This window comes from Paenibacillus sp. FSL L8-0436 (assembly GCF_038593025.1).
GTDB lineage: Bacteria > Bacillota > Bacilli > Paenibacillales > Paenibacillaceae > Paenibacillus_AQ.
In genome coordinates, this window is sequence record NZ_CP151955.1 from 413,185 (window position 1) to 430,807 (window position 17,623).

The window sequence follows — 17,623 nt, forward strand, 5'->3', positions numbered from 1 at the left end:
ACTGTGTCTGGCAATCAGCGGTCTGACTCTTTCCTGAGTTACTTATTGCCCGCTGCTTCCCGGAGCCTCACAGTCATAAGAATCGGTATTCGGATTCTCCGCCAGCTCGCGAAAGTGGCGGGGTTTATAGCGGATAACCTCTTGCGTCTCTTGAAGCTTTGCAATCTTACGGGGAATTTTATCATTGTGTTCCTCTAGCAGAGTGTACCGTTCGGATAGCGTACCCCCGCCCTGATGGGTCAGTGTCAGATAATGCCGCATTTCTTCCAGCGTCATTCCCGTAGCCTTGAGGCGCATCAGGAAACGAATGCCAAGTATCTGATCCTTGCTGTAGTGACGATGGCCGTTAGGTTTGCGGTCGGCATAGGGCAGCAGACCAATTCGCTCATAATAGCGTATCGTATCCTCAGTCAAGCCCGTCAGCTCGGCGGCCTGGCTGATGGAGGTGACGGTCTCGGGAATTTCCTGCGTAGTGATATCCATGGAAACCTCCTTGAATAATGTTACCAAGGAATTTCTCCATTCTCGTCGAAAAATCCTCCTGTCGGGCCATCCGCATCCAGCGTCGCCAGACGTACGGCAATAACCGCCGCTTGCTCCACGCTACGATGGCCGGTGAAGCCATTGAGATCGGTGGCGGTGAAGCCGGGATCGCCAGAATTAACCTTGAGCGGGGTATCCTTGAATTCCTTGGCAAAAGTAATTGTAGCCATGTTAAGCGCTGCTTTGGAGCTATTGTAGGCAAGCAGATTAAATTCGGCATGCTCGTGATGGGGATCGTTGTTGAAGGTTAAGGAACCCAGACCGCTCGACATGTTGACGATCCGCCCAGCAGGAGATTGCAAGAGCAGTGGAAGCATAGCCTTAGTTACGGCAATCGTACCGAAAAAGTTGGTGTAGAATGTGACTTTGAGGTCACTCATCGGCAATTGGCTGGGAGCAGCACCGCCTCCAAGGGAAATGCCCGCATTGTTGATTAGCACATCAAGCCCATTGTACTCCTTGGCAATAGTCTGGGCTGCTGCTGTAATGCTATCGTGGTCCTGTAGATCAAGCTGGATAAAGTGTGCATCGACGCCTTCCTTTGCCAAAGCTGCTGCTGCTTCGCTACCCCGCTGCTCATCGCGAGAGCCGATCAAAATTATATGGCCGGGGGAGAGGAATGGAGGGAATCGGATAAGCCATCAGGCGGGCAGCAATAGACAAAAGACAAAGACCGTTCAAATGATTGAACGGTCTTTGTCTTTTGTAATAGTGTGCGTGTATTAAGGGGTGCGATCACATTACCCTTCCAGCAGCAACGCTTCCGGATCCTCCAGCAGTTCCTTGAGCTTGACAAGGAAGCTTACCGCTTCGGAACCGTCCACGATGCGGTGATCGTAGGAAAGCGCGATGTACATCATCGGGCGGTTGGCGCTTCTTTCTTCGTCCAGGGCGATCGGACGGAGCTGGATCTTGTGCATGCCGAGGATACCAACCTGCGGCGTATTGAGAATCGGCGTGGACAAGAGTGAGCCGAACACGCCGCCATTGGTAATGGTGAACGTGCCGCCCTGCAGCTCCTGCAGGCTGAGCGTGTTGGCGCGTGCTTTGGAGGCGAGCTCGCCGATCCGCCGTTCGATCTCAGGGAAGCTGAGCCGGTCCGCATCGCGGACGACCGGTACAACCAGCCCTTCCTTGGCAGCGACGGCGATACCGATGTCATAATATTTCTTGAGCAGCAGATCTTCGCCGTCGATCTCGGCATTCAGCAGCGGATAGGCTTTGAGCGCGCCGATCACGGCCTTGGTGAAGAAGGACATGAAGCCCAGTCCGACTTCATGCTTCTCTTTGAAGGCATCCTTGCGGCGCTTGCGGATGTCGAGGATGGCAGTCATGTCCACCTCGTTGAAGGTGGTCAGCATGGCCGCGGTCTGCTGCGCTTCGACCAGGCGGCTGGCGATCGTCAGCCGTCTGCGCGACATGCGCTTGCGCTCCACGGCCTTGCCGTCCTCTTGCTGCGGCGCTTTGCCCGCCGCAGCTTTGGCAGGCTCCGGCTTGCCCTGCGGCGCCGGAGACACGGGCACAGCGGCCCCTGGGCCGGCTGCGCCATGGTCCTTCACATCGGCCTGGCCAATCCGGCCGATAGGGTCGCGGGCACTGACCTCGCCGAGGTCGATGCCCCGCTCCCGCGCGAGCTTGCGCGCGCCCGGCGAAGCCAGGGCCGCATTGCCTGCCGCACCTTCGGGTGCGGCGGCAGGAACGGCAGCGTCCGAAGGCGCTGCCACAGGTGCGGCAGCGGCAGGTGCAACGCTGCCTGTAGCAGGTGCCGCCTCGGGCTTGCCGCCCGCAGCGGCCTGCGGCGAACTTCCGGCAGCAGCGTCTGCGCTGCCGATCACGCCGATAGCCTCACCAACGGCTACATTCTCGCCGGCCTGGCGCAGGATGGAGGAGATGACGCCGTCCTCCTCCGCGCTGATTTCAAGATTGACCTTGTCGGTTTCAAGCTCAGCAAGCACATCCCCCTGGCCGACAGTATCGCCCTCTTTAACCAGCCATTTGTAGATCGTTCCTTCGGAAATGGATTCGCCCAGATCGGGTACTTTAATTTCGGACACAGGCCCTTACCTCCCCAAATATAATAGTTAACGTTATCGTGACACCGTCCCCTTTCAGGAGGACGGTACAGCCGCTTGTACTTGCGAATTTAGTTTCAGGGCTTCCGTAACTATACGCCGCTGCTCAAAGCTATGCACATCGGCGTAACCGCTGGCCGGGCTGGAACGTTCCGGACGGCCGATATACTGCACTTTGACATCCTGCGGGGCGATGGCGCGCAGCCGTGGTTCGGCATAACTCCAGCCGCCCATATTCTTAGGTTCTTCTTGTACCCAGATGATTTCCTGCAGGGAGCGGAAGGTGCTCAGATGAGCGGCCAGTTCCCGTTCCGGGAACGGGTAGAGCTGCTCCAGCCGGAGAATGTGCAGCCAGGACCAATCCTGTCCCTTGGCTGAATCCAGCTCAGTCTGCAGGTCGATAGCGACCTTACCACTGCAGACAACCAGCCGTTTAACCTCGCCGGGCTTGCTGCCCAGAAGGGGCTCCGGCAGGACCGGCTGGAAGCTTCCCGAAGCCAGTTCGGCTCCCGGGGAAGTGCTGCGTGTGTTGCGGATCAGGCTTTTCGGAGCCATGACCACCAGCGGGCGGGCATCCGATCTGCCGCAAAGGGCAGCCTGGCGGCGGAGCAGGTGGAAATACTGCGACGCACAGGTCAGATTGGCTACAGTCCAGTTCTCTTCAGCTGACAGCTGCAAGAACCGTTCCAGCCTTCCGCTGGAATGCTCTGGCCCCTGGCCTTCGTAGCCGTGCGGCAGCAGAATCGCCAGATTGCTGCGTTGGGTCCATTTGGCGCGTCCGGCAGCAATGAACTGGTCGATAATGACCTGTCCGGCGTTGGCGAAATCACCATACTGCGCTTCCCAGATGACAAAGGTTTCCGGGGCAAACACGTTATAGCCGTATTCATACCCGAGCACCGACGCTTCTGAAAGCGGACTGTTATACACCCCGAAGGAGGCGGTGGAGTCCTTAAGCTGATGCAGCGGAGAGAAAAGTGCCCCTGTGTCACTGTCATGCAGCACCAGATGGCGGTGCGCGAAGGTGCCGCGCTGGGAGTCCTGGCCGCTGAGACGAATCGGTGTGCCATCCTTCAGAATCGTAGCGAAGGCGAGGGCTTCTGCGAGTGCCCAGTCAACACGTTCTCCATCATTCAAAGCGTCTTTGCGGCGCTGCAGAATCCGCTCCAGCTTCGGATAGACCTGGAAGCCGTCCGGCACCGACAGCAGCTCCCGGTTAATTTCCTGCAGGTTGTCAAGCGGAACCGCTGTAGGACGCTGCGGTGTAGGTGCGCTGTCCAGTGCAACTGAGGTTTTGGCCTCTGCGTTCTTATGCTTGCCTTCCTTCATCTTATCAAAGGCTTGCTGTAGTACGCCTTCAGCTTCGGCGTTCATTGCCGTAACGTCCTCTGCCGTGATAACTCTCTCCTTCTGCAGCCGTTCCGCGTACACCTTGTATACAGTAGGATGATTGCGCACTTTACCATAAACAATCGGCTGTGTCGTTTCCGGATCATCCATTTCATTATGTCCATGGCGGCGATAGCCGATCAAGTCAATCACGAAATCCTTCTTGAACAGATTGCGGTAGGCGCTGGCCAGACGGACGGCGGCAATGCAAGCCTCCGGATCATCGGCATTGACATGCACAATCGGAATTTCATAACCCTTAGCCAGGTCACTGGCATAGTGGGTAGAACGGGAATCTTCACTTTCCGTCGTGAATCCGATTCGGTTATTGACGATAATATGCACTGTACCGCCGTTCTGATAACCTTTAAGCTTGCCGATATTAAGGGTTTCGGCCACGATGCCTTCACCCGGGAAGGCAGCATCGCCATGCATCAGCACAGCCATGGCTTTATTCGTATTTAGCTTAGGCAGACCCGGAGTGCTGCGGTCTTCCTGGGCCGCACGCGTGAAGCCCTCAACCACCGGATTGACGAATTCCAAGTGGCTCGGATTGTTGGCCAGAGTGATCCGTGTACGGACGGTTTCTCCTTCACGGACGGCGCGGTCAGCGCCGAGATGATATTTCACATCGCCGGTCCAGCCGTAGTTGATGCCCATGGAGCCTTCGGAAGGGAACAGCTCCTTGTTCGGCGAATGATGGAATTCCGAGAAAATAATATCATAAGGTTTGCCCAGGATATGCGCCAGGACGTTAAGCCGTCCGCGATGCGCCATACCCATCAGGATATGTTCGGCACCGTCATGAGCGGCAGCACGCACGATTTCATCCAGCATCGGCACCAAGGCGTCATTACCTTCCAGGCTGAAGCGTTTCTGGCCGACAAAGGTTTTATGAAGGAAAGTTTCGAACTGCTCTACCTGAATCAGCCTTTTCAGCAATTCTTTGCGCTCTGTATTGTTTAGAGGCGCGGGGGAGCTGGTAGATTCCGCCTGGCTGTTCAGCCAGCGCAGCTCCTGCTCGTCACGCACATGCCCGAATTCATAGGCAATGGTCTGCGTGTAGGCCTGGCGCATCCGGTGAACGGCATCCCAAGCAGTATGAACGTCATTTGGGGCATTCTCCCAGATCAGCGAGGCGGGCATAGCCATTAGATCCTCGCGGGTCAGATCATAGGTTTCGTACTCCAAATATTTCGCCATCGGATTGTTTCCCCGGTCCAGCGGGTCGATATTGGCGGTCATATGGCCATGTATGCGGATATTGGCGATCAGCTTGGATGCCCTTACGGCCTTTCTAAGCCACTCAGTATCTCCTGAAACCACAGGCAGCGGTGCCTGCTCGGCATCGGGAGCCAATGGAGGGGGGCCGGAAAGGGTGAAGAGATCGCGGTAATTATGCTCTACTAAAGTTGGATCTTTTACAAATTGCTCATATTTCTCTTGGATGTAACCCAGATTGGGTCCGTAATACTTGCTCCACACAGTTTCGTTATAGGGATCTTTGGCTGCCATGAATACATCCTCCTAACGGATGAACTCCACGCGCGCCAAAATTTCGCCGGCGCCCTTGTGGAGCTTCGATGTTTGCGGTTTCATTCCTCATCTTATTGTGCAACTTTCAAGGCGGGTAATCAATTCATACTTTGGTTGAATCCGTTCGCAAAACGGTATGATTCAGTGCCTAATTCATACAGAACTATTATAAGTTTGGTTTCTTAACTATATGAAAATGATGCAGCGGTGTGATTGAAATGAACGAAATAAAAATGTTGTTTTCAGTTTTCATATATACATATATAGATAAAGAGGCTTGTTCTACAATTTTTTGGGATTATCGAGTAATTTGTACAAGCAGTTGGCAAAATAATCAATTATTTTCCGTTTCTAATTATACAATATTCCCATAAATCGACACACTTTTCGTGTAAGATATTGTATAATGTTATTGCGGATAACGGTTTCATGAATTTCTAACCAGATCCTTTCATGTAAAGGATCCAGTAAAGGGTAAACCTGCCGAAAGACAGGGGCACAAAGTCTCGGGTCTAATGTAGAAATACTACGACGGCCGGACTGCCTGGGGACGCGTAATCTTAGGAGGAGATTTCTTGGATAAGTCCAACCAGGGGAACAACGGAGAACTGCAGACAGTTGATCTGGATTTAGAATGGGTCTATTTGCTGATGTCGGCTAAGCAGGCGGGCATCAAAGCGGATGAAATCCGCCAATTTTTTAATGAGAAGACTTTGCAGGCGATGTAGCGGTTGGTTGTTAAAAGTTTTTGTACATACAGAAAGGGCACAGCGGATCTCTCCGCTGTGCCCTTTCTGTATGACCGGAAGTAGAAGAAACCTGCATGAATCAGGAATCCTTCTGCTCCAGCCGCCATTTTTGATAGTCCAAGAACTCTTTGAATTCCCGCTTGCTTATACCCGAAGCCATAGCTTCCAGTACGAGCCGGGACCATTCTCCATCCAGAGGTGACTCCTGCACATCGGAAGGCTCGCCGTAAAGCAGCGCATGAATGGACACCTGAAGTGCGTCAGCGATTTTTTCAATAAATTGAATAGAGGGGTTAGATTGTATATTTCTTTCCACATTGCTTAAGTATGATTTCGCCACATCAGCCTTATCCGCAAGCTCCGAAAGAGACAAGCCTTTTTCCAGACGGAGATGGTGGATGCGACTTCCCATATTATCTGGCACGATAAAAACGCCCCTCCGTACTTTTTGTTACAGTATAACAAATAACCGGAAGACGGACAAAGCACTATAGAATCAGTTCCGGTATGAATGATCCCCCTTTTATGTCGTTTCCACTCCACATTCCCATTATTTTTATTCCCTCTGCGGTATCATTTAGATTTTTCATACGATAACGTTCGTTAAAAAGTACGATAAGCTGAGGGAAATGAAGCTAAAAGCAGAATATTAACTATAAAACGTTCTTTATTAAGAATATTGCAACAAAATGAGATTTTTGATTTGTAGGAGTAATGGCATATACTTACGTCATGGTTCTTAATAACGAACGAATAACGTTCGTCATAAAGGCTGGGTGTTGATAGATTACCTTGTTTGCAGGAAATTGCAAGCAGCTAAAGGAGAGGCTCCTGTGAGGCTTTCACGTTCTTCCCGGAATAGGAACATCCGTCGGTATACGCTTCCCCAAATTGCAGGGATCGTAGTGATTTCGGCTTATGGCATCAGCCAAATTACAACGCCTACGTATGCATTGCTGACTAACGTCGCAGCAACTGAATCCTCCAATATCACCACAGCATTTGTGTTTCCAAGCACGGTCGATCACATTGCCAACCAAGCCAGCGAAGCGATGAAGCTTGCGGTCCAGCAGCGTGAAGCGGCGAGAGAGGTGCTAGCGGAGATAACGGATAAGAATACGGACTCGGAGACCGCAGAGGGACGTATTGGAGGTATTCAAGAGGCTGCTGCACAAACGCGTGAGGCTGCGGCCGGCGCGGCTGCTTTGTTAGCTGAGCTTCAAGGCTATCTAACACGCTCGCAATTAGAGCTGGAGCAGCAAGTCAATGAAGTGAACCAGAGACTTTCTCCATATGAGGTCGATTTTAATCAATTAACAGCCTCACAAAATAACGATATCCCGGTATTCGAACAATTGCTCAGCCAAGCCAATCTAACACTGGGCGAATTTCAGGAGATGGTTAGAAAGCTAAGCTCCATCAGAAGAGTGGACGCTTATGTGCAGGCAGCCTATCATCAGGCATCGACAGCGGCCGAACAGGCTAGGAGTTATGCGGACGAAACCTCGTTGATGCATACGGAGGCCGCTGACGTGATCCAAGGACTGAAAGAGGCTGAGAAGAAGGCGAAGCTCGAAGCGGAAGAAAAGGCGAAGCTCGAAGCTGAGAAGAAGACGAAGCTCGAAGCTGAGGAGAAAGCGAAACTCGAGGCTGAGGAGAAGACGAAGCTCGAAGCCGAGGAGAAGGCGAAACTCGAAGCCGAGGAGAAAGCGAAGCTCGAAGCCGAAGAGAAGGCGAAGCTCGAAGCTGAGGAGCAAGCAAAGCCTGATAAGACTGCTGAGCCTGAAGCCCCTGCCCCGGACGCGAATCCTGACAGCATAACGGTAAAAATAGGCGAAAAGCAAGGCGTATTCTAAACAAGGCGGTGCTCTCCAGTGATACTTAAATGGACTCGTAACCTATTGATGTATGCGTTAATTCTCATTTTTCTACTTACGCTGGTATCTGCAATCACTAGCCGGATGAATGGCGGGACGCCCAAGATTCTCGGCAAGGAAATTCTAACGGTGCTCTCCGGCTCCATGGAGCCCGGAATCCAGACGGGGGCTGTCATTGCCGTCAAACCGGTGAGTGAACAGAGTCAGGGATCTTTTAAACCAGGAGATGTAATTACTTACAAAGCTCTGGATGGATCAAACAGCCTGATTACCCACCGCATTGTCAGCGTGCTCGGCTCGGGGGAAAATACCCAGTATATCACCAAAGGCGACAATAACGATGCGCAGGATGCAGATCCTATTCCTTCGAGTAATGTTGTTGCACAGTATGCGGACTTTACCGTTCCGTTCCTGGGATATTTCATGAACTGGGTAAAATCGACCGCCGGGATTATTGTCGTAATAGTTATTCCGGGGATTTTTCTGGTCATCTCGTCCCTTATTACAATCTTCAAATCGATCATGCGCATGGAGGATCCTGTAGAGGTGCAGCTTGCGCCCGGAGAATCCCCGCCTGTTACGAACGGTTGATGCTTCTCCTAACGTGGTTAGGAAAGATTCAATAAATAATTCATAACATACTCCATTCATGGAGATCCAGGAGGAGACAAATAACAATGGCAAATCTCAAAAAAACGATGGCAATGGCGATGGCGACTACAGCACTGGGGGCAACATTAATTGCCGGGGGATCCTTCGCTATCTTTACGAGTTCCGCACAGAATACAGGCAATACGTTTGCTGCTGGCACGCTCAAGATTGAACTGGATAAGAAGGATGAAGCTCAGCAGAAATATTTCAACATCACAAATTGGGCTCCGGGAGATTCTGAAATCCAGCCTGTAGTAGTTAGCAACAAAGGAACGCTTGAGCTGCGTTATGATCTCTCGCTGGCTGTAGGCGGCGACCTCGGCGGCGGAGCAACCCCGCTGGTCATTACCGCATACTCTGATGCGGCTGGAACCGTACCGCTTACCGTTGCCGACCGTGTGCTTGCTGTGGGCGGATCGGAGACGATTTATGTCAAAGCTGAGTTCCCGAAAGCAGCTGACAACAGCTACCAAGGCAAGTCGGGTACAGCCTCCATTAAAGTAGATGCAGAGCAGACTAAAAATAACTAAGCACTATAACGAACGGATCTATAACTAAAAATCAAATAAAAAGGGGGTGCCCCCCTTTTTTAATAAGGAGAACTTATTTCAATGATGAAAAAGAAAAAAATGCTGATTGCCGCATTTTCCTCCGTGGTGCTGCTCTGCGCCGCCATTGGTGGAGGCACGTATGCCTTGTTCACCAGCTCCGCCCAAAACACCGGCAACACCTTTGCTTCCGGTACGTTGTCCTTAAGTACTCACCGCAATGACGTGCCGGTTGAAGGCCCGATGTTCTATACGGCTGACTCCGATGCCGGACGTATGGGAACAGGATTGTGGGCACCGAAAGATACCCACACCCGCGCCATGCTGATCAAGAATACCGGAACGCTGGATGCCAAACTGACCGATCTGATTGCCATCCCGGAAGGAACACCTGCACAGCAGGCCGATGCGCTCGCATTCGGTGAGCAAGCGGTAGTTACTGTAGCCGCTTTGGCTGCACCAGGCGGCGTCACTCTTAATGCCGATGCACTCAATGAGGTGAACGAAGCTGCAGACCGGCTGTTCAAATCGTTGATTAACGGTCCTTCCTTCCTGAAGGCACTGGCACGCAACGGACAGGAAGCCTTCGCAATTGCCAGAGAAGCCGTGCTCGATTGGACATACCGCGTAGACAATAACGGCCAGACTGTACTGGTTAGCGTTTCCGATGCTTATGTAGGTTCACTTAAGGATTTGTACAACAGCGGGGCAGGCCGGGATGCCAACCTCCCGAACCTGATTCTTCCTGCCAAGAAGACGATGCATCTGGCCTATAACGTGACTTTTGTTGACGATACGGATCTCGGCTTTGATAATGACAGCCTGCAAGGCAAATCGGTTAACTTCACCTTCAAGAACAACTTTGAGCAGGTGAAGAATAATTAGAATCAGGAATAGAACATAAAAGGAGCGTCATCTCCGCCTTCATGAACCGGAGATGACGCTCCTTTTGGTATGCGAATGAGGATGTGAGGCTTACGGCAGCTTCCCGCCGCGCGAGCTGACATACAGGTCGTACCATTCCCTGCGCGTAAGCTCCAGCTTGTCCGCGCCCACACAGGCGGCGATCCGCTGCGGATTCACCGTCCCGATTACCGGCTGGATGGCCGCAGGATGAGTCATCAGCCAAGACAGGACAATCACTTCAGGGGTGGTGTTCTTCTGTTCGGCGAGCGTTTGGACCATTGCCGCCGTGTTCACGACACTCTCAGGCTGGCCTGTAAGTGAACGCCCGCTGAATAAGCCTTGGGCCAGTGGACCCCACGCCTGCAGCTGGATGTTCTGCGTCCTGCAGTATTCGAGGGTACCTTCGGGAAAGGTGATGTCCTTCCAGGGTTCACGGTTTACGCTGACCATGGCATCCAGCCAGCTTATTTTGGCCAGACTCATGTGCAGCTGGTTCACGACGAACGGTTCGTCACAATAATGCTCCAGCAGCCGGATCTGGGCGGCACTCATGTTGGAAACGCCGAAGTGACGCACCTTTCCCGCCGCTTTGAGTTTCCTCAGCGCTTCGGCCACTTCTTCGGGGTCCATAAGCGGATCGGGACGGTGCAGCAGCAGAATATCAATATATTCCGTGCCCAGCCGGGAGAGGGTTCCGTCGACACTCTTCAGAATATGCTCCCCGGAGAGGTCGAAGCTGTTAGAGGTATCGCCTGGCTCAATCAGCTTGATGCCGCATTTGGACTGGATAATAATCTCTTCCCGCAGTCCGGGGCGGTCTTTGAAGAGCTGTCCGAATACCTTCTCCGCTTTTCCGCGGGTGTAGATATCTGCATGATCAAAAAAGTTGATTCCAATGGACAGGGCAGCCTCAACAGCCTCATGTCCCTGTCTGACATTCCCGGCAGTGACCGGCTCATGGTCCCAGCCTCCACCCAGTCCCATGCAGCCCAGAGCAATGCGGCTGGCTGGAATCCCGCGCGTATGCAGTGGCAGCGTTTTCAGCAATAATATCCCTCCGTGAAATAGGATTAACGTTATACCGGATATTGTACACTTTAGAAACCGGTATGGTATTTTTTGTCGCTGGAGGAGCGGTGTTTCGTGCCCTCTTTATCCTTCTCTTCTTCTTTCTCCAGCTTCAGGTCTTCCAGCGGAATCGGATCCACATTTTGCTCGCTTTCGTCCAGGTCGAACAGACTGGGAGTGTCGGTTGGATACTGCTCGGGATGGTCGCGTTTGTCTCCTTGAAATTTCTTTTCTTCACTCATGTGTGAGTTCCTCGCTCTCTTATAAGTTAGGAGGCGGAGTTGCCCTATATATCCGCCTGGTGTTCAGTTGCAGTTGCTCGTTAATAAACGGTTTTGACCGGTGTTAAACAGCAAAGAGGCCCCTGAGGGCCTCCAGTGTATAACGTTTATTGCAAATCGAGCGGTGTTCCGATGTCGCTGAGCTTGCGGGCGGCTACGTCGTCATAGAGCCGCTTAAGCCACTTCAGCTCAGTGAGGCTATGCTCATATCTGCCGTACATCAAGTGCAGCGCGGACCGGGGGACGATGGAGATATGCTCCTCGTACACCTGATAAGCATAATTGACCTGATGCTCAACTTCGCGTATCCGCTCCTGCAGCAGCTTCTCCACCTTGCCCTGATCGATGTACCGCGAGAGCGCAAGAGCCATGTACAGCGGGTGAAAGACCTCATCGGTCTTCTTGATCTGCTGAATGACAAGCTGTTCGAACAGGGCTTTGCCCTTATCGGAAATCCGGTAGATGGTCTTATCCGGGCGGTCGTTGCTGGAGATGGTCTCTACAGCTTCGATATGTCCCTCCTGTGCCAGTTTATCAACAGCGTAGTACAGCGACCCCATCTGCAGCTTTATCATCCGGTCATACATGCGTTCTTTCATTACGAGTGTAATCTCATAGGGATGCCTGTCCTTCTCCAGCAGCAGCCCGAGAATGACCATCTTCATGGACATTTCCGCTTACCCTCTTCCGCCCGAAGGCTGAGTTTCCTTACTGTGATCGGTGAGCCGGTCTTTAGGCATCAGCAGTACAAAGGCCAGACCCAGCACCGCCGGAATCAGCGCCCACATAAAGGTGTGGGCAATGGAGCTGGACAATGCGCCCGTAATCTTCTCCAGTACCGGTGCCGGAATTTGCGCTCTGGCTTCCGGTGTCAGGGCGGCGCGTGGATCGCCGAACGAGGAAGCTTCGGCACCACCGCCAAAGGCATCACTAAGGCTGCTGGTGAATCCGTTGCGCTGGATAATTCCGAAGATGGTAATGCCCAGCGTCATGCCCAGAGAACGCATGAAGGTACTGGTAGAAGTAGCCGAACCGCGCTGGCGCATCTCGAAATGATGAATCGAGGACATGCTGAGCACGGAGAAGGAGAAACCTACACCGAAGCCGGTCAGCGCCATAAATACATTAAGCAGCAGGCGGGAAGTATCCGGCGACAAGGTGCTTAAGGAGAAGACGCCTGCCACAAAGCAAACGGCTGACAGCATCATAATATTGCGGAAGCTGGTTTTGGTGGTGAGCAGCCCCCCGGTCTGGCTGCCGATTACCGTGCCGATCATCATCGGCATCAGAATCAGTCCCGAGTTGGTGGCGGAGCCTCCATATACACCCTGTACATAAATCGGGATATACACGGTAGCTACGATAAAGGCCGAGCCGTAGAATAAACCGATGATGCTGCTCGTTGCAAACAGCTTCTTGCGGAACATGGCGAAGGATATAATCGGTTCGGCTGCTGTCCGTTCTATAAAGAGGAACGCAATCAGCAGTACTGCGAAGCCGGCGAATAGGCCAAGGATGACCGGGGAGTCCCAGGCATATTCATTGCCGCCCAGCTCAAGGGCGAACATCAGGCAGATGACAGAGCCTACAAGGGTAAAAGCTCCACCCCAGTCGATCCGCTGCTTGGCATGGGAGACGGATTCCTTATAGAACATGGAGATCAGAATAAAAGCGACAATGCCGATCGGCAGGTTGATATAGAAGATCCACTGCCAGCCGACATACTCAGTAATGTAGGCTCCGAGCAAAGGGCCGATTACGCTGGAGATGCCGAAGACGGCACCGAAAAGTCCGGTCAGCTTGCCTCTTTTTTGCGGCGGATAAATATCAAATACGATAGTGAAGGCGATTGGCATAAGTGCGCCGCCGCCCACGCCTTGAATAGCGCGGTAGATGCTAAGCTGCGTGATGCTTGTTGCGATCCCGCAGAGTGCCGAGCCGGCCAGAAACACGATGAGGCCAAAAATGAAGAAACGCTTGCGCCCGTACATATCGGACAGCTTGCCGAAGATCGGCGTCCCGGCCATGACCATGACCATATAAGCCGAGGTGACCCAGACGATTTTATCGAGTCCGCCAAGATCGGAAACAATAGTACCCATAGCTGAGGCAACAATGGTATTGTCCATAGCGGACATTAGAATACCAAGCAGCAGACCGACAACTACGAGTTTGAGATTGCTTTCTTTAGTGTGCATGCTTCGCAGGCTCCTTTTTGTAAAGTTAATGATTTCCTTAAGGAAAAACGGCAAGTGGAACAGAATTCATTATATTCAAATTTGAATAGGGGGGCAAGAGTTATTTTTTTAGGGGGGAATTAAGTAATTAAAGTATAGCTTTTTGTATTGTGGTCAGGATTGGGGGCTTCTAGACGAGGGAACAAAAAAAAGAGCTACGGCCGGGGAACTCTGCAACTATATAGCTGCATCTCCGGCGCTAAGCTCTCTGGCTTCAATATAGGTAATGAAAAATTCAGTCAGTTCAGGGTCGAATTGGCTACCCGCACAAGCTCTCAGCTCAATGATCGCCTCCTCCACGGACTTGGTTGGCTGGTAGGGCCTTTCCGTAGTCATGGCATCAAAGGAATCGATAATGGTCAGCATCCGGCATAAGCGGGGAATTTCTTCACCCTTAAACCCGTAGGGATATCCCTTGCCGTCATACCGTTCGTGATGCAGCTCGATGTAGGGGGCGAGATCCTTGAATTTGTCGTTGGTGAGCGCCATTTTTTTGCCCCAGGTGACATGCCACTTGACCATTTCCCACTCCTCAGGCTCCAGCTTGTCTTTCTTGTTGAGGATGCCCCACGGAATTTCCAGCTTGCCGATATCATGGATCAGCGCGCCGAGTGTGAAGTTTCTTTTGGCAAGGGCGTCGATTTCGAGCAGCTCACTGATATCCATCGCATAGCGGAATACGCGTTTGGAGTGGCGGAAGGTCTCCATATCCTTATACATAAACAGGTTCAGCTGCTGCTCGATGTCGCGTACATCCTGGCTAAAGTCAAGCTCCTGCTCCAGTGAGGAGTATGCTCCATACGTATGCACTGTATTCTTGCCCTGGCGCTTGGAATAGTAGAGAGCCTGGTCGGCCTGGTCGACGAGCTGTGATTTATCGTGGATATCGCTGGTGCAGGAGGCAATGCCGGCGGAAAAGGCGAGGCAGCCAAGCGGGAAAATTTCAACGCCGTCAAACCGGCTGTTGTTCAGCTTTTTGCGCAGCTGGTCGATGTAGACACGGGCTTGCAGGATATCGTAGGCCGGCATGAGCAGCGTAAATTCCTCACCGCCATAGCGGGCGGCAATAATCCCATGCTGCTGGGCTTCGCTCTTAAGCGTCTCACCGACAAATGCGATCAGCTTGTCCCCCTGCAGATGGCCGAAATGGTCATTATATTTCTTGAAGTCGTCAAGGTCGATCATGGCGAGCGAAAGCGGAACGCCCGATGCCCTTGATTTCTGGATTTCCTGTTCCAAAGCTTCCTCAAAGTAGCTGTGATTGAATAGCCCGGTCCGCTGATCGGTATTGGCCCGTTCCTCAATGCTGCGGTACATGGAGAACAATCTCTTGAAGGAGTAGCAGAGCAGCGTGCTCAGGCACAAGAATAGGACAAGCCCGAAAAAGCTGTTATGGACGATCAGTACAACGAGAACCAGAGAAAGAACCAATGTGCACAGATAAACGACGAAAGAATCTTTTATAATATCCTTAATCGTCTCATAAAGGGTGCCTTTATATATGATGTAGTAATATAGTCCGATCAAGAGGGTGTTACCTATAAAATAGACAGCAAGTGTCATCAGATAAGCCGGCAGTTCGTCATTGATCAGCGGTCCGGGATGTCCTCCAAACAAATCAAAGGTGTAGGAAGAAAGACAGATCATAATCGAGTAAATCGAGAAATTCGTCAGGTGTTTCCACCAGCTGGTGCTTGTGTCAAAAAAGAAAAAGATCAGGCAGTTGAGAAGAAGAACAGTCAAAGTGGTAGAGCCGCCAAAGACAAAAATGCAGGCCAAATACACCGCTGATTCCATGGTCAGTTCGTTGCCCTCCGGAGGAAGCTGCACCAGGGAAAAGGTGAGTATTAAACTGGCTCCGGTAAGCGCATAAATCCATACCCACCTTGGGGTTGGATACTGCAGAAATTCCAAATGATTGCTATACGTGAAAAGCGCTACTCCCAGAAGGGATATGAGCAGTGCATAGATATGGCCTGAATTAATATTGCCTGCAAACGTTTTAAGCTTGGTCATGATTACCCCTCTTTATTAACAAAATGTGCCTGTGTACATAATAATGGTTTTAGGGATAAATGAATAGTAATTTGCAAAGAAGCAGGCTGTTTTCAGCCTGCTTCTTGTGGAGGAATTAGTGTCCGCCGATTCTGAAACCCGAAGTAAGAGCGATAACTACGGAAGCTACAATAATAGCATTGATCGCAAGACGGGAATATTTGATGCCTTCCAGTTTCTTTTTCATGGGAACTCCTCCTTTCACTTGGTTAACGGCTTATCCCTGTACTTTGGGCAATGTTTTCAGGTCTGCAGCAGCCGGTGTCATTATCGACAGAATGTAGAGGAAAATCCCGAGATTCATCACTACATCTCCGATGCTGATCGCCTGGGTACGCGGATAAGGGCTGGACAGGGGGATGATATCGCCAAGAAACGGCAGGCGTGTTGAGGCGTCAAGCAGATAGTGCTTGGTCACCACATCGCCGCTCTGCAGCATCTCCAGATAAACCGGATCGAGTACAGAAGCCGCTTCAAAGGATACCGGCATTCTCCCTCCGTTGACGAGCATAACCAGGAAGTTAAGGAATACACCCGTCATAATGAGCCAGAATCCTTTGTTGTGCCGGTTCAACCATAAAAAAATCAGCCCAACCACATACACAGCGGTAAAGATATAACCGCTGGCTGCGGCTACAGTGGACGACCGCTCCTGAATATAATACATAAAAAATTGGAATACCAGTAGCAGCGGGAAGATCCATCCTGCCTTGAGCTGAATGTTGCTGAACTGGACGAGGCCGTGTCTTAAACCGCCCCGGAAGAACCCTACAATTAGACCAAGAATGATGCCATCGTAAACCATTACCCTACCTGCCTCTGTTCAAGAATGGAAAATATGAAATAAATGGACCCCTGAGTCTTTCATTCGTTATGTTTCGTCAAAATACCTTTTTTTAGGAAAATGATTTTTCTTGACATACCCATGGGGGGTATATTAGACTTAAGTAGCAGCCAGGATACAAGGAGGTGCGTAGATGGCGCCAAAAGAAGAGAAGCTGTCTCCTGAATCATGTGATAGCAGTTGTCATACCCCCGGAGAACGCAAGAGCCACCATTCACCGGAATTCAAGAATGGGCTCACGACCCGCCTGAACCGGATCGAAGGGCAGATTCGCGGCATCAAGGGCATGATTGAACGGGATACCTACTGTGACGATGTGCTTAATCAGCTTGCAGCAGTACAGGCTGCGTTGAATGGTGTCGGAAAGCTGCTGCTTGAAGGACATATGAAGAGCTGTATTATTGAGCGCATTGAAGCCGGTGAGCATGAGGTTATTGATGAGCTGCTGATCACGGTTAACAAGCTTATGAAATAAGGATTGTACGAAGTAGAATCAACGATGTAAAGCTCACAAAACTAAGCGTATGCTTTCGAAGACAGTTTTGTACGAAGTAGAATCAATGAAGTTAAGCTCACAAAACTTTTAGGAGGTTTTTAATATGTCAAACGTAACGTTAACTGTAGAAGGAATGTCCTGCGGTCACTGTGTCAGTGCTGTGGAGAAAGCCGTAAGCGGTCTTGGCGCTGCCGCCAAAGTCGACCTGCCTGCGAAGACTGTCGCTGTTGAATACGATGAGAACAAGGTAAGCCTTAGTGCGATTAAGACAGCAATTGAGGACCAAGGATACGATGTGGTTTAAGTCGGATGAATGAATAGGAGGCTTGGGGCGGGGGAACTTTGCAGGTTCCGTAGGCTTCAGCCTTTTC

Annotated in this window: 18 protein-coding genes and 1 riboswitch; of the genes, 7 read left to right on the forward strand and 11 right to left on the reverse strand. The window is 51.5% G+C overall.

The genetic code is table 11. The annotated features are described in order from the left end of the window. Positions 1–42 precede the first annotated feature (42 nt). From NSS79_RS01945 to NSS79_RS01960, 4 genes are all read right to left on the reverse strand, one after another. Positions 43–483, reverse strand: coding sequence for a MerR family transcriptional regulator (locus NSS79_RS01945; RefSeq protein ID WP_342438071.1), 441 nt, complete (start codon positions 481–483; stop codon positions 43–45). Positions 484–503: 20 nt separating this feature from the next. Next, on the reverse strand, positions 504–1,139 hold the full coding sequence (locus NSS79_RS01950; protein WP_342438072.1) for an SDR family oxidoreductase: 636 nt from the start codon (positions 1,137–1,139) through the stop codon (positions 504–506). A 144-nt stretch (positions 1,140–1,283) separates the two neighbouring features. Then, positions 1,284–2,597 (reverse strand): 2-oxoglutarate dehydrogenase complex dihydrolipoyllysine-residue succinyltransferase, encoded by a 1,314-nt coding sequence (odhB, locus tag NSS79_RS01955; RefSeq protein ID WP_342438073.1) that lies wholly within the window; start codon positions 2,595–2,597, stop codon positions 1,284–1,286. 54 nt (positions 2,598–2,651) lie between these two features. Beyond that, complete coding sequence (locus tag NSS79_RS01960; RefSeq protein WP_342438074.1) at positions 2,652–5,519, reverse strand: 2-oxoglutarate dehydrogenase E1 component; 2,868 nt, start codon at positions 5,517–5,519, stop codon at positions 2,652–2,654. A gap of 484 nt (positions 5,520–6,003) precedes the next feature. Beyond that, a riboswitch (cyclic di-GMP riboswitch) is annotated at positions 6,004–6,088 on the forward strand. Positions 6,089–6,115: 27 nt separating this feature from the next. Here NSS79_RS01960 and NSS79_RS01965 point away from each other — a divergent pair. Beyond that, positions 6,116–6,268 (forward strand): anti-repressor SinI family protein, encoded by a 153-nt coding sequence (locus NSS79_RS01965; protein ID WP_081965649.1) that lies wholly within the window; start codon positions 6,116–6,118, stop codon positions 6,266–6,268. A 100-nt stretch (positions 6,269–6,368) separates the two neighbouring features. Here the strand turns inward: NSS79_RS01965 and NSS79_RS01970 are convergent, their stop codons facing one another. Then, the gene (locus NSS79_RS01970) at positions 6,369–6,701 is read right to left on the reverse strand and encodes a helix-turn-helix domain-containing protein (RefSeq protein WP_038585105.1); all 333 of its coding nucleotides are present in this window, start codon (positions 6,699–6,701) and stop codon (positions 6,369–6,371) included. Positions 6,702–7,122: 421 nt separating this feature from the next. Here NSS79_RS01970 and NSS79_RS01975 point away from each other — a divergent pair, with 421 nt between their 5' ends. The 4 genes from NSS79_RS01975 to NSS79_RS01990 all read left to right on the forward strand — a co-directional run bounded on the left by NSS79_RS01975 (position 7,123) and on the right by NSS79_RS01990 (position 10,250). Beyond that, entirely contained in the window at positions 7,123–8,145 is a 1,023-nt protein-coding gene (locus tag NSS79_RS01975) for a hypothetical protein (RefSeq protein ID WP_342438075.1), read from the forward strand. An 18-nt stretch (positions 8,146–8,163) separates the two neighbouring features. After that, the gene (locus NSS79_RS01980) at positions 8,164–8,757 is read left to right on the forward strand and encodes a signal peptidase I (protein WP_342438076.1); all 594 of its coding nucleotides are present in this window, start codon (positions 8,164–8,166) and stop codon (positions 8,755–8,757) included. A gap of 86 nt (positions 8,758–8,843) precedes the next feature. After that, positions 8,844–9,347, forward strand: coding sequence for a TasA family protein (locus tag NSS79_RS01985; RefSeq protein WP_052091759.1), 504 nt, complete (start codon positions 8,844–8,846; stop codon positions 9,345–9,347). Positions 9,348–9,428: 81 nt separating this feature from the next. Next, on the forward strand, positions 9,429–10,250 hold the full coding sequence (locus NSS79_RS01990) for a TasA family protein (RefSeq protein ID WP_342438077.1): 822 nt from the start codon (positions 9,429–9,431) through the stop codon (positions 10,248–10,250). 90 nt (positions 10,251–10,340) lie between these two features. Here the strand turns inward: NSS79_RS01990 and NSS79_RS01995 are convergent, their stop codons facing one another. The 6 genes from NSS79_RS01995 to NSS79_RS02020 form a co-directional block, all read right to left on the reverse strand. Beyond that, complete coding sequence (locus NSS79_RS01995) at positions 10,341–11,315, reverse strand: aldo/keto reductase (protein WP_342440288.1); 975 nt, start codon at positions 11,313–11,315, stop codon at positions 10,341–10,343. Positions 11,316–11,368: 53 nt separating this feature from the next. Next, positions 11,369–11,581 (reverse strand): hypothetical protein, encoded by a 213-nt coding sequence (locus NSS79_RS02000; RefSeq protein ID WP_340895250.1) that lies wholly within the window; start codon positions 11,579–11,581, stop codon positions 11,369–11,371. A gap of 146 nt (positions 11,582–11,727) precedes the next feature. Further along, entirely contained in the window at positions 11,728–12,291 is a 564-nt protein-coding gene (locus tag NSS79_RS02005) for a PadR family transcriptional regulator (RefSeq protein WP_340895249.1), read from the reverse strand. 6 nt (positions 12,292–12,297) lie between these two features. Beyond that, positions 12,298–13,818, reverse strand: coding sequence for an MDR family MFS transporter (locus NSS79_RS02010; RefSeq protein ID WP_342438078.1), 1,521 nt, complete (start codon positions 13,816–13,818; stop codon positions 12,298–12,300). 216 nt (positions 13,819–14,034) lie between these two features. Next, entirely contained in the window at positions 14,035–15,873 is a 1,839-nt protein-coding gene (locus NSS79_RS02015) for a diguanylate cyclase (RefSeq protein WP_342438079.1), read from the reverse strand. Between the two features lie 256 nt (positions 15,874–16,129). Continuing rightward, a complete protein-coding gene (locus NSS79_RS02020) occupies positions 16,130–16,717 on the reverse strand; it encodes a DUF5317 domain-containing protein (protein ID WP_342438080.1) in 588 nt (195 codons plus the stop codon). 172 nt (positions 16,718–16,889) lie between these two features. On the opposite strand from NSS79_RS02020, the gene NSS79_RS02025 reads away from it, so the two are divergent. Together NSS79_RS02025 and NSS79_RS02030 are read left to right on the forward strand one after the other, a co-directional pair. Next, positions 16,890–17,231, forward strand: coding sequence for a metal-sensitive transcriptional regulator (locus NSS79_RS02025; protein WP_038585124.1), 342 nt, complete (start codon positions 16,890–16,892; stop codon positions 17,229–17,231). 124 nt (positions 17,232–17,355) lie between these two features. Next, complete coding sequence (locus NSS79_RS02030) at positions 17,356–17,556, forward strand: copper ion binding protein (RefSeq protein ID WP_038585127.1); 201 nt, start codon at positions 17,356–17,358, stop codon at positions 17,554–17,556. The last annotated feature ends 67 nt before the right edge of the window (positions 17,557–17,623 follow it).

Bases quoted from the DNA above. Each gene is read 5' to 3' on its own strand.
- NSS79_RS01945 (WP_342438071.1), bottom strand. From the start codon at position 483: ATGGATATCACTACGCAGGAAATTCCCGAGACCGTCACCTCCATCAGC.
- NSS79_RS01960 (WP_342438074.1), bottom strand. From the start codon at position 5,519: ATGGCAGCCAAAGATCCCTATAACGAAACTGTGTGGAGCAAGTATTAC.
- NSS79_RS01970 (WP_038585105.1), bottom strand. From the start codon at position 6,701: ATGGGAAGTCGCATCCACCATCTCCGTCTGGAAAAAGGCTTGTCTCTT.
- NSS79_RS01985 (WP_052091759.1), top strand. From the start codon at position 8,844: ATGGCAAATCTCAAAAAAACGATGGCAATGGCGATGGCGACTACAGCA.
- NSS79_RS01990 (WP_342438077.1), top strand. From the start codon at position 9,429: ATGATGAAAAAGAAAAAAATGCTGATTGCCGCATTTTCCTCCGTGGTG.
- NSS79_RS02000 (WP_340895250.1), bottom strand. From the start codon at position 11,581: ATGAGTGAAGAAAAGAAATTTCAAGGAGACAAACGCGACCATCCCGAG.
- NSS79_RS02005 (WP_340895249.1), bottom strand. From the start codon at position 12,291: ATGTCCATGAAGATGGTCATTCTCGGGCTGCTGCTGGAGAAGGACAGG.
- NSS79_RS02010 (WP_342438078.1), bottom strand. From the start codon at position 13,818: ATGCACACTAAAGAAAGCAATCTCAAACTCGTAGTTGTCGGTCTGCTG.
- NSS79_RS02015 (WP_342438079.1), bottom strand. From the start codon at position 15,873: ATGACCAAGCTTAAAACGTTTGCAGGCAATATTAATTCAGGCCATATC.
- NSS79_RS02020 (WP_342438080.1), bottom strand. From the start codon at position 16,717: ATGGTTTACGATGGCATCATTCTTGGTCTAATTGTAGGGTTCTTCCGG.
- NSS79_RS02025 (WP_038585124.1), top strand. From the start codon at position 16,890: ATGGCGCCAAAAGAAGAGAAGCTGTCTCCTGAATCATGTGATAGCAGT.
- NSS79_RS02030 (WP_038585127.1), top strand. From the start codon at position 17,356: ATGTCAAACGTAACGTTAACTGTAGAAGGAATGTCCTGCGGTCACTGT.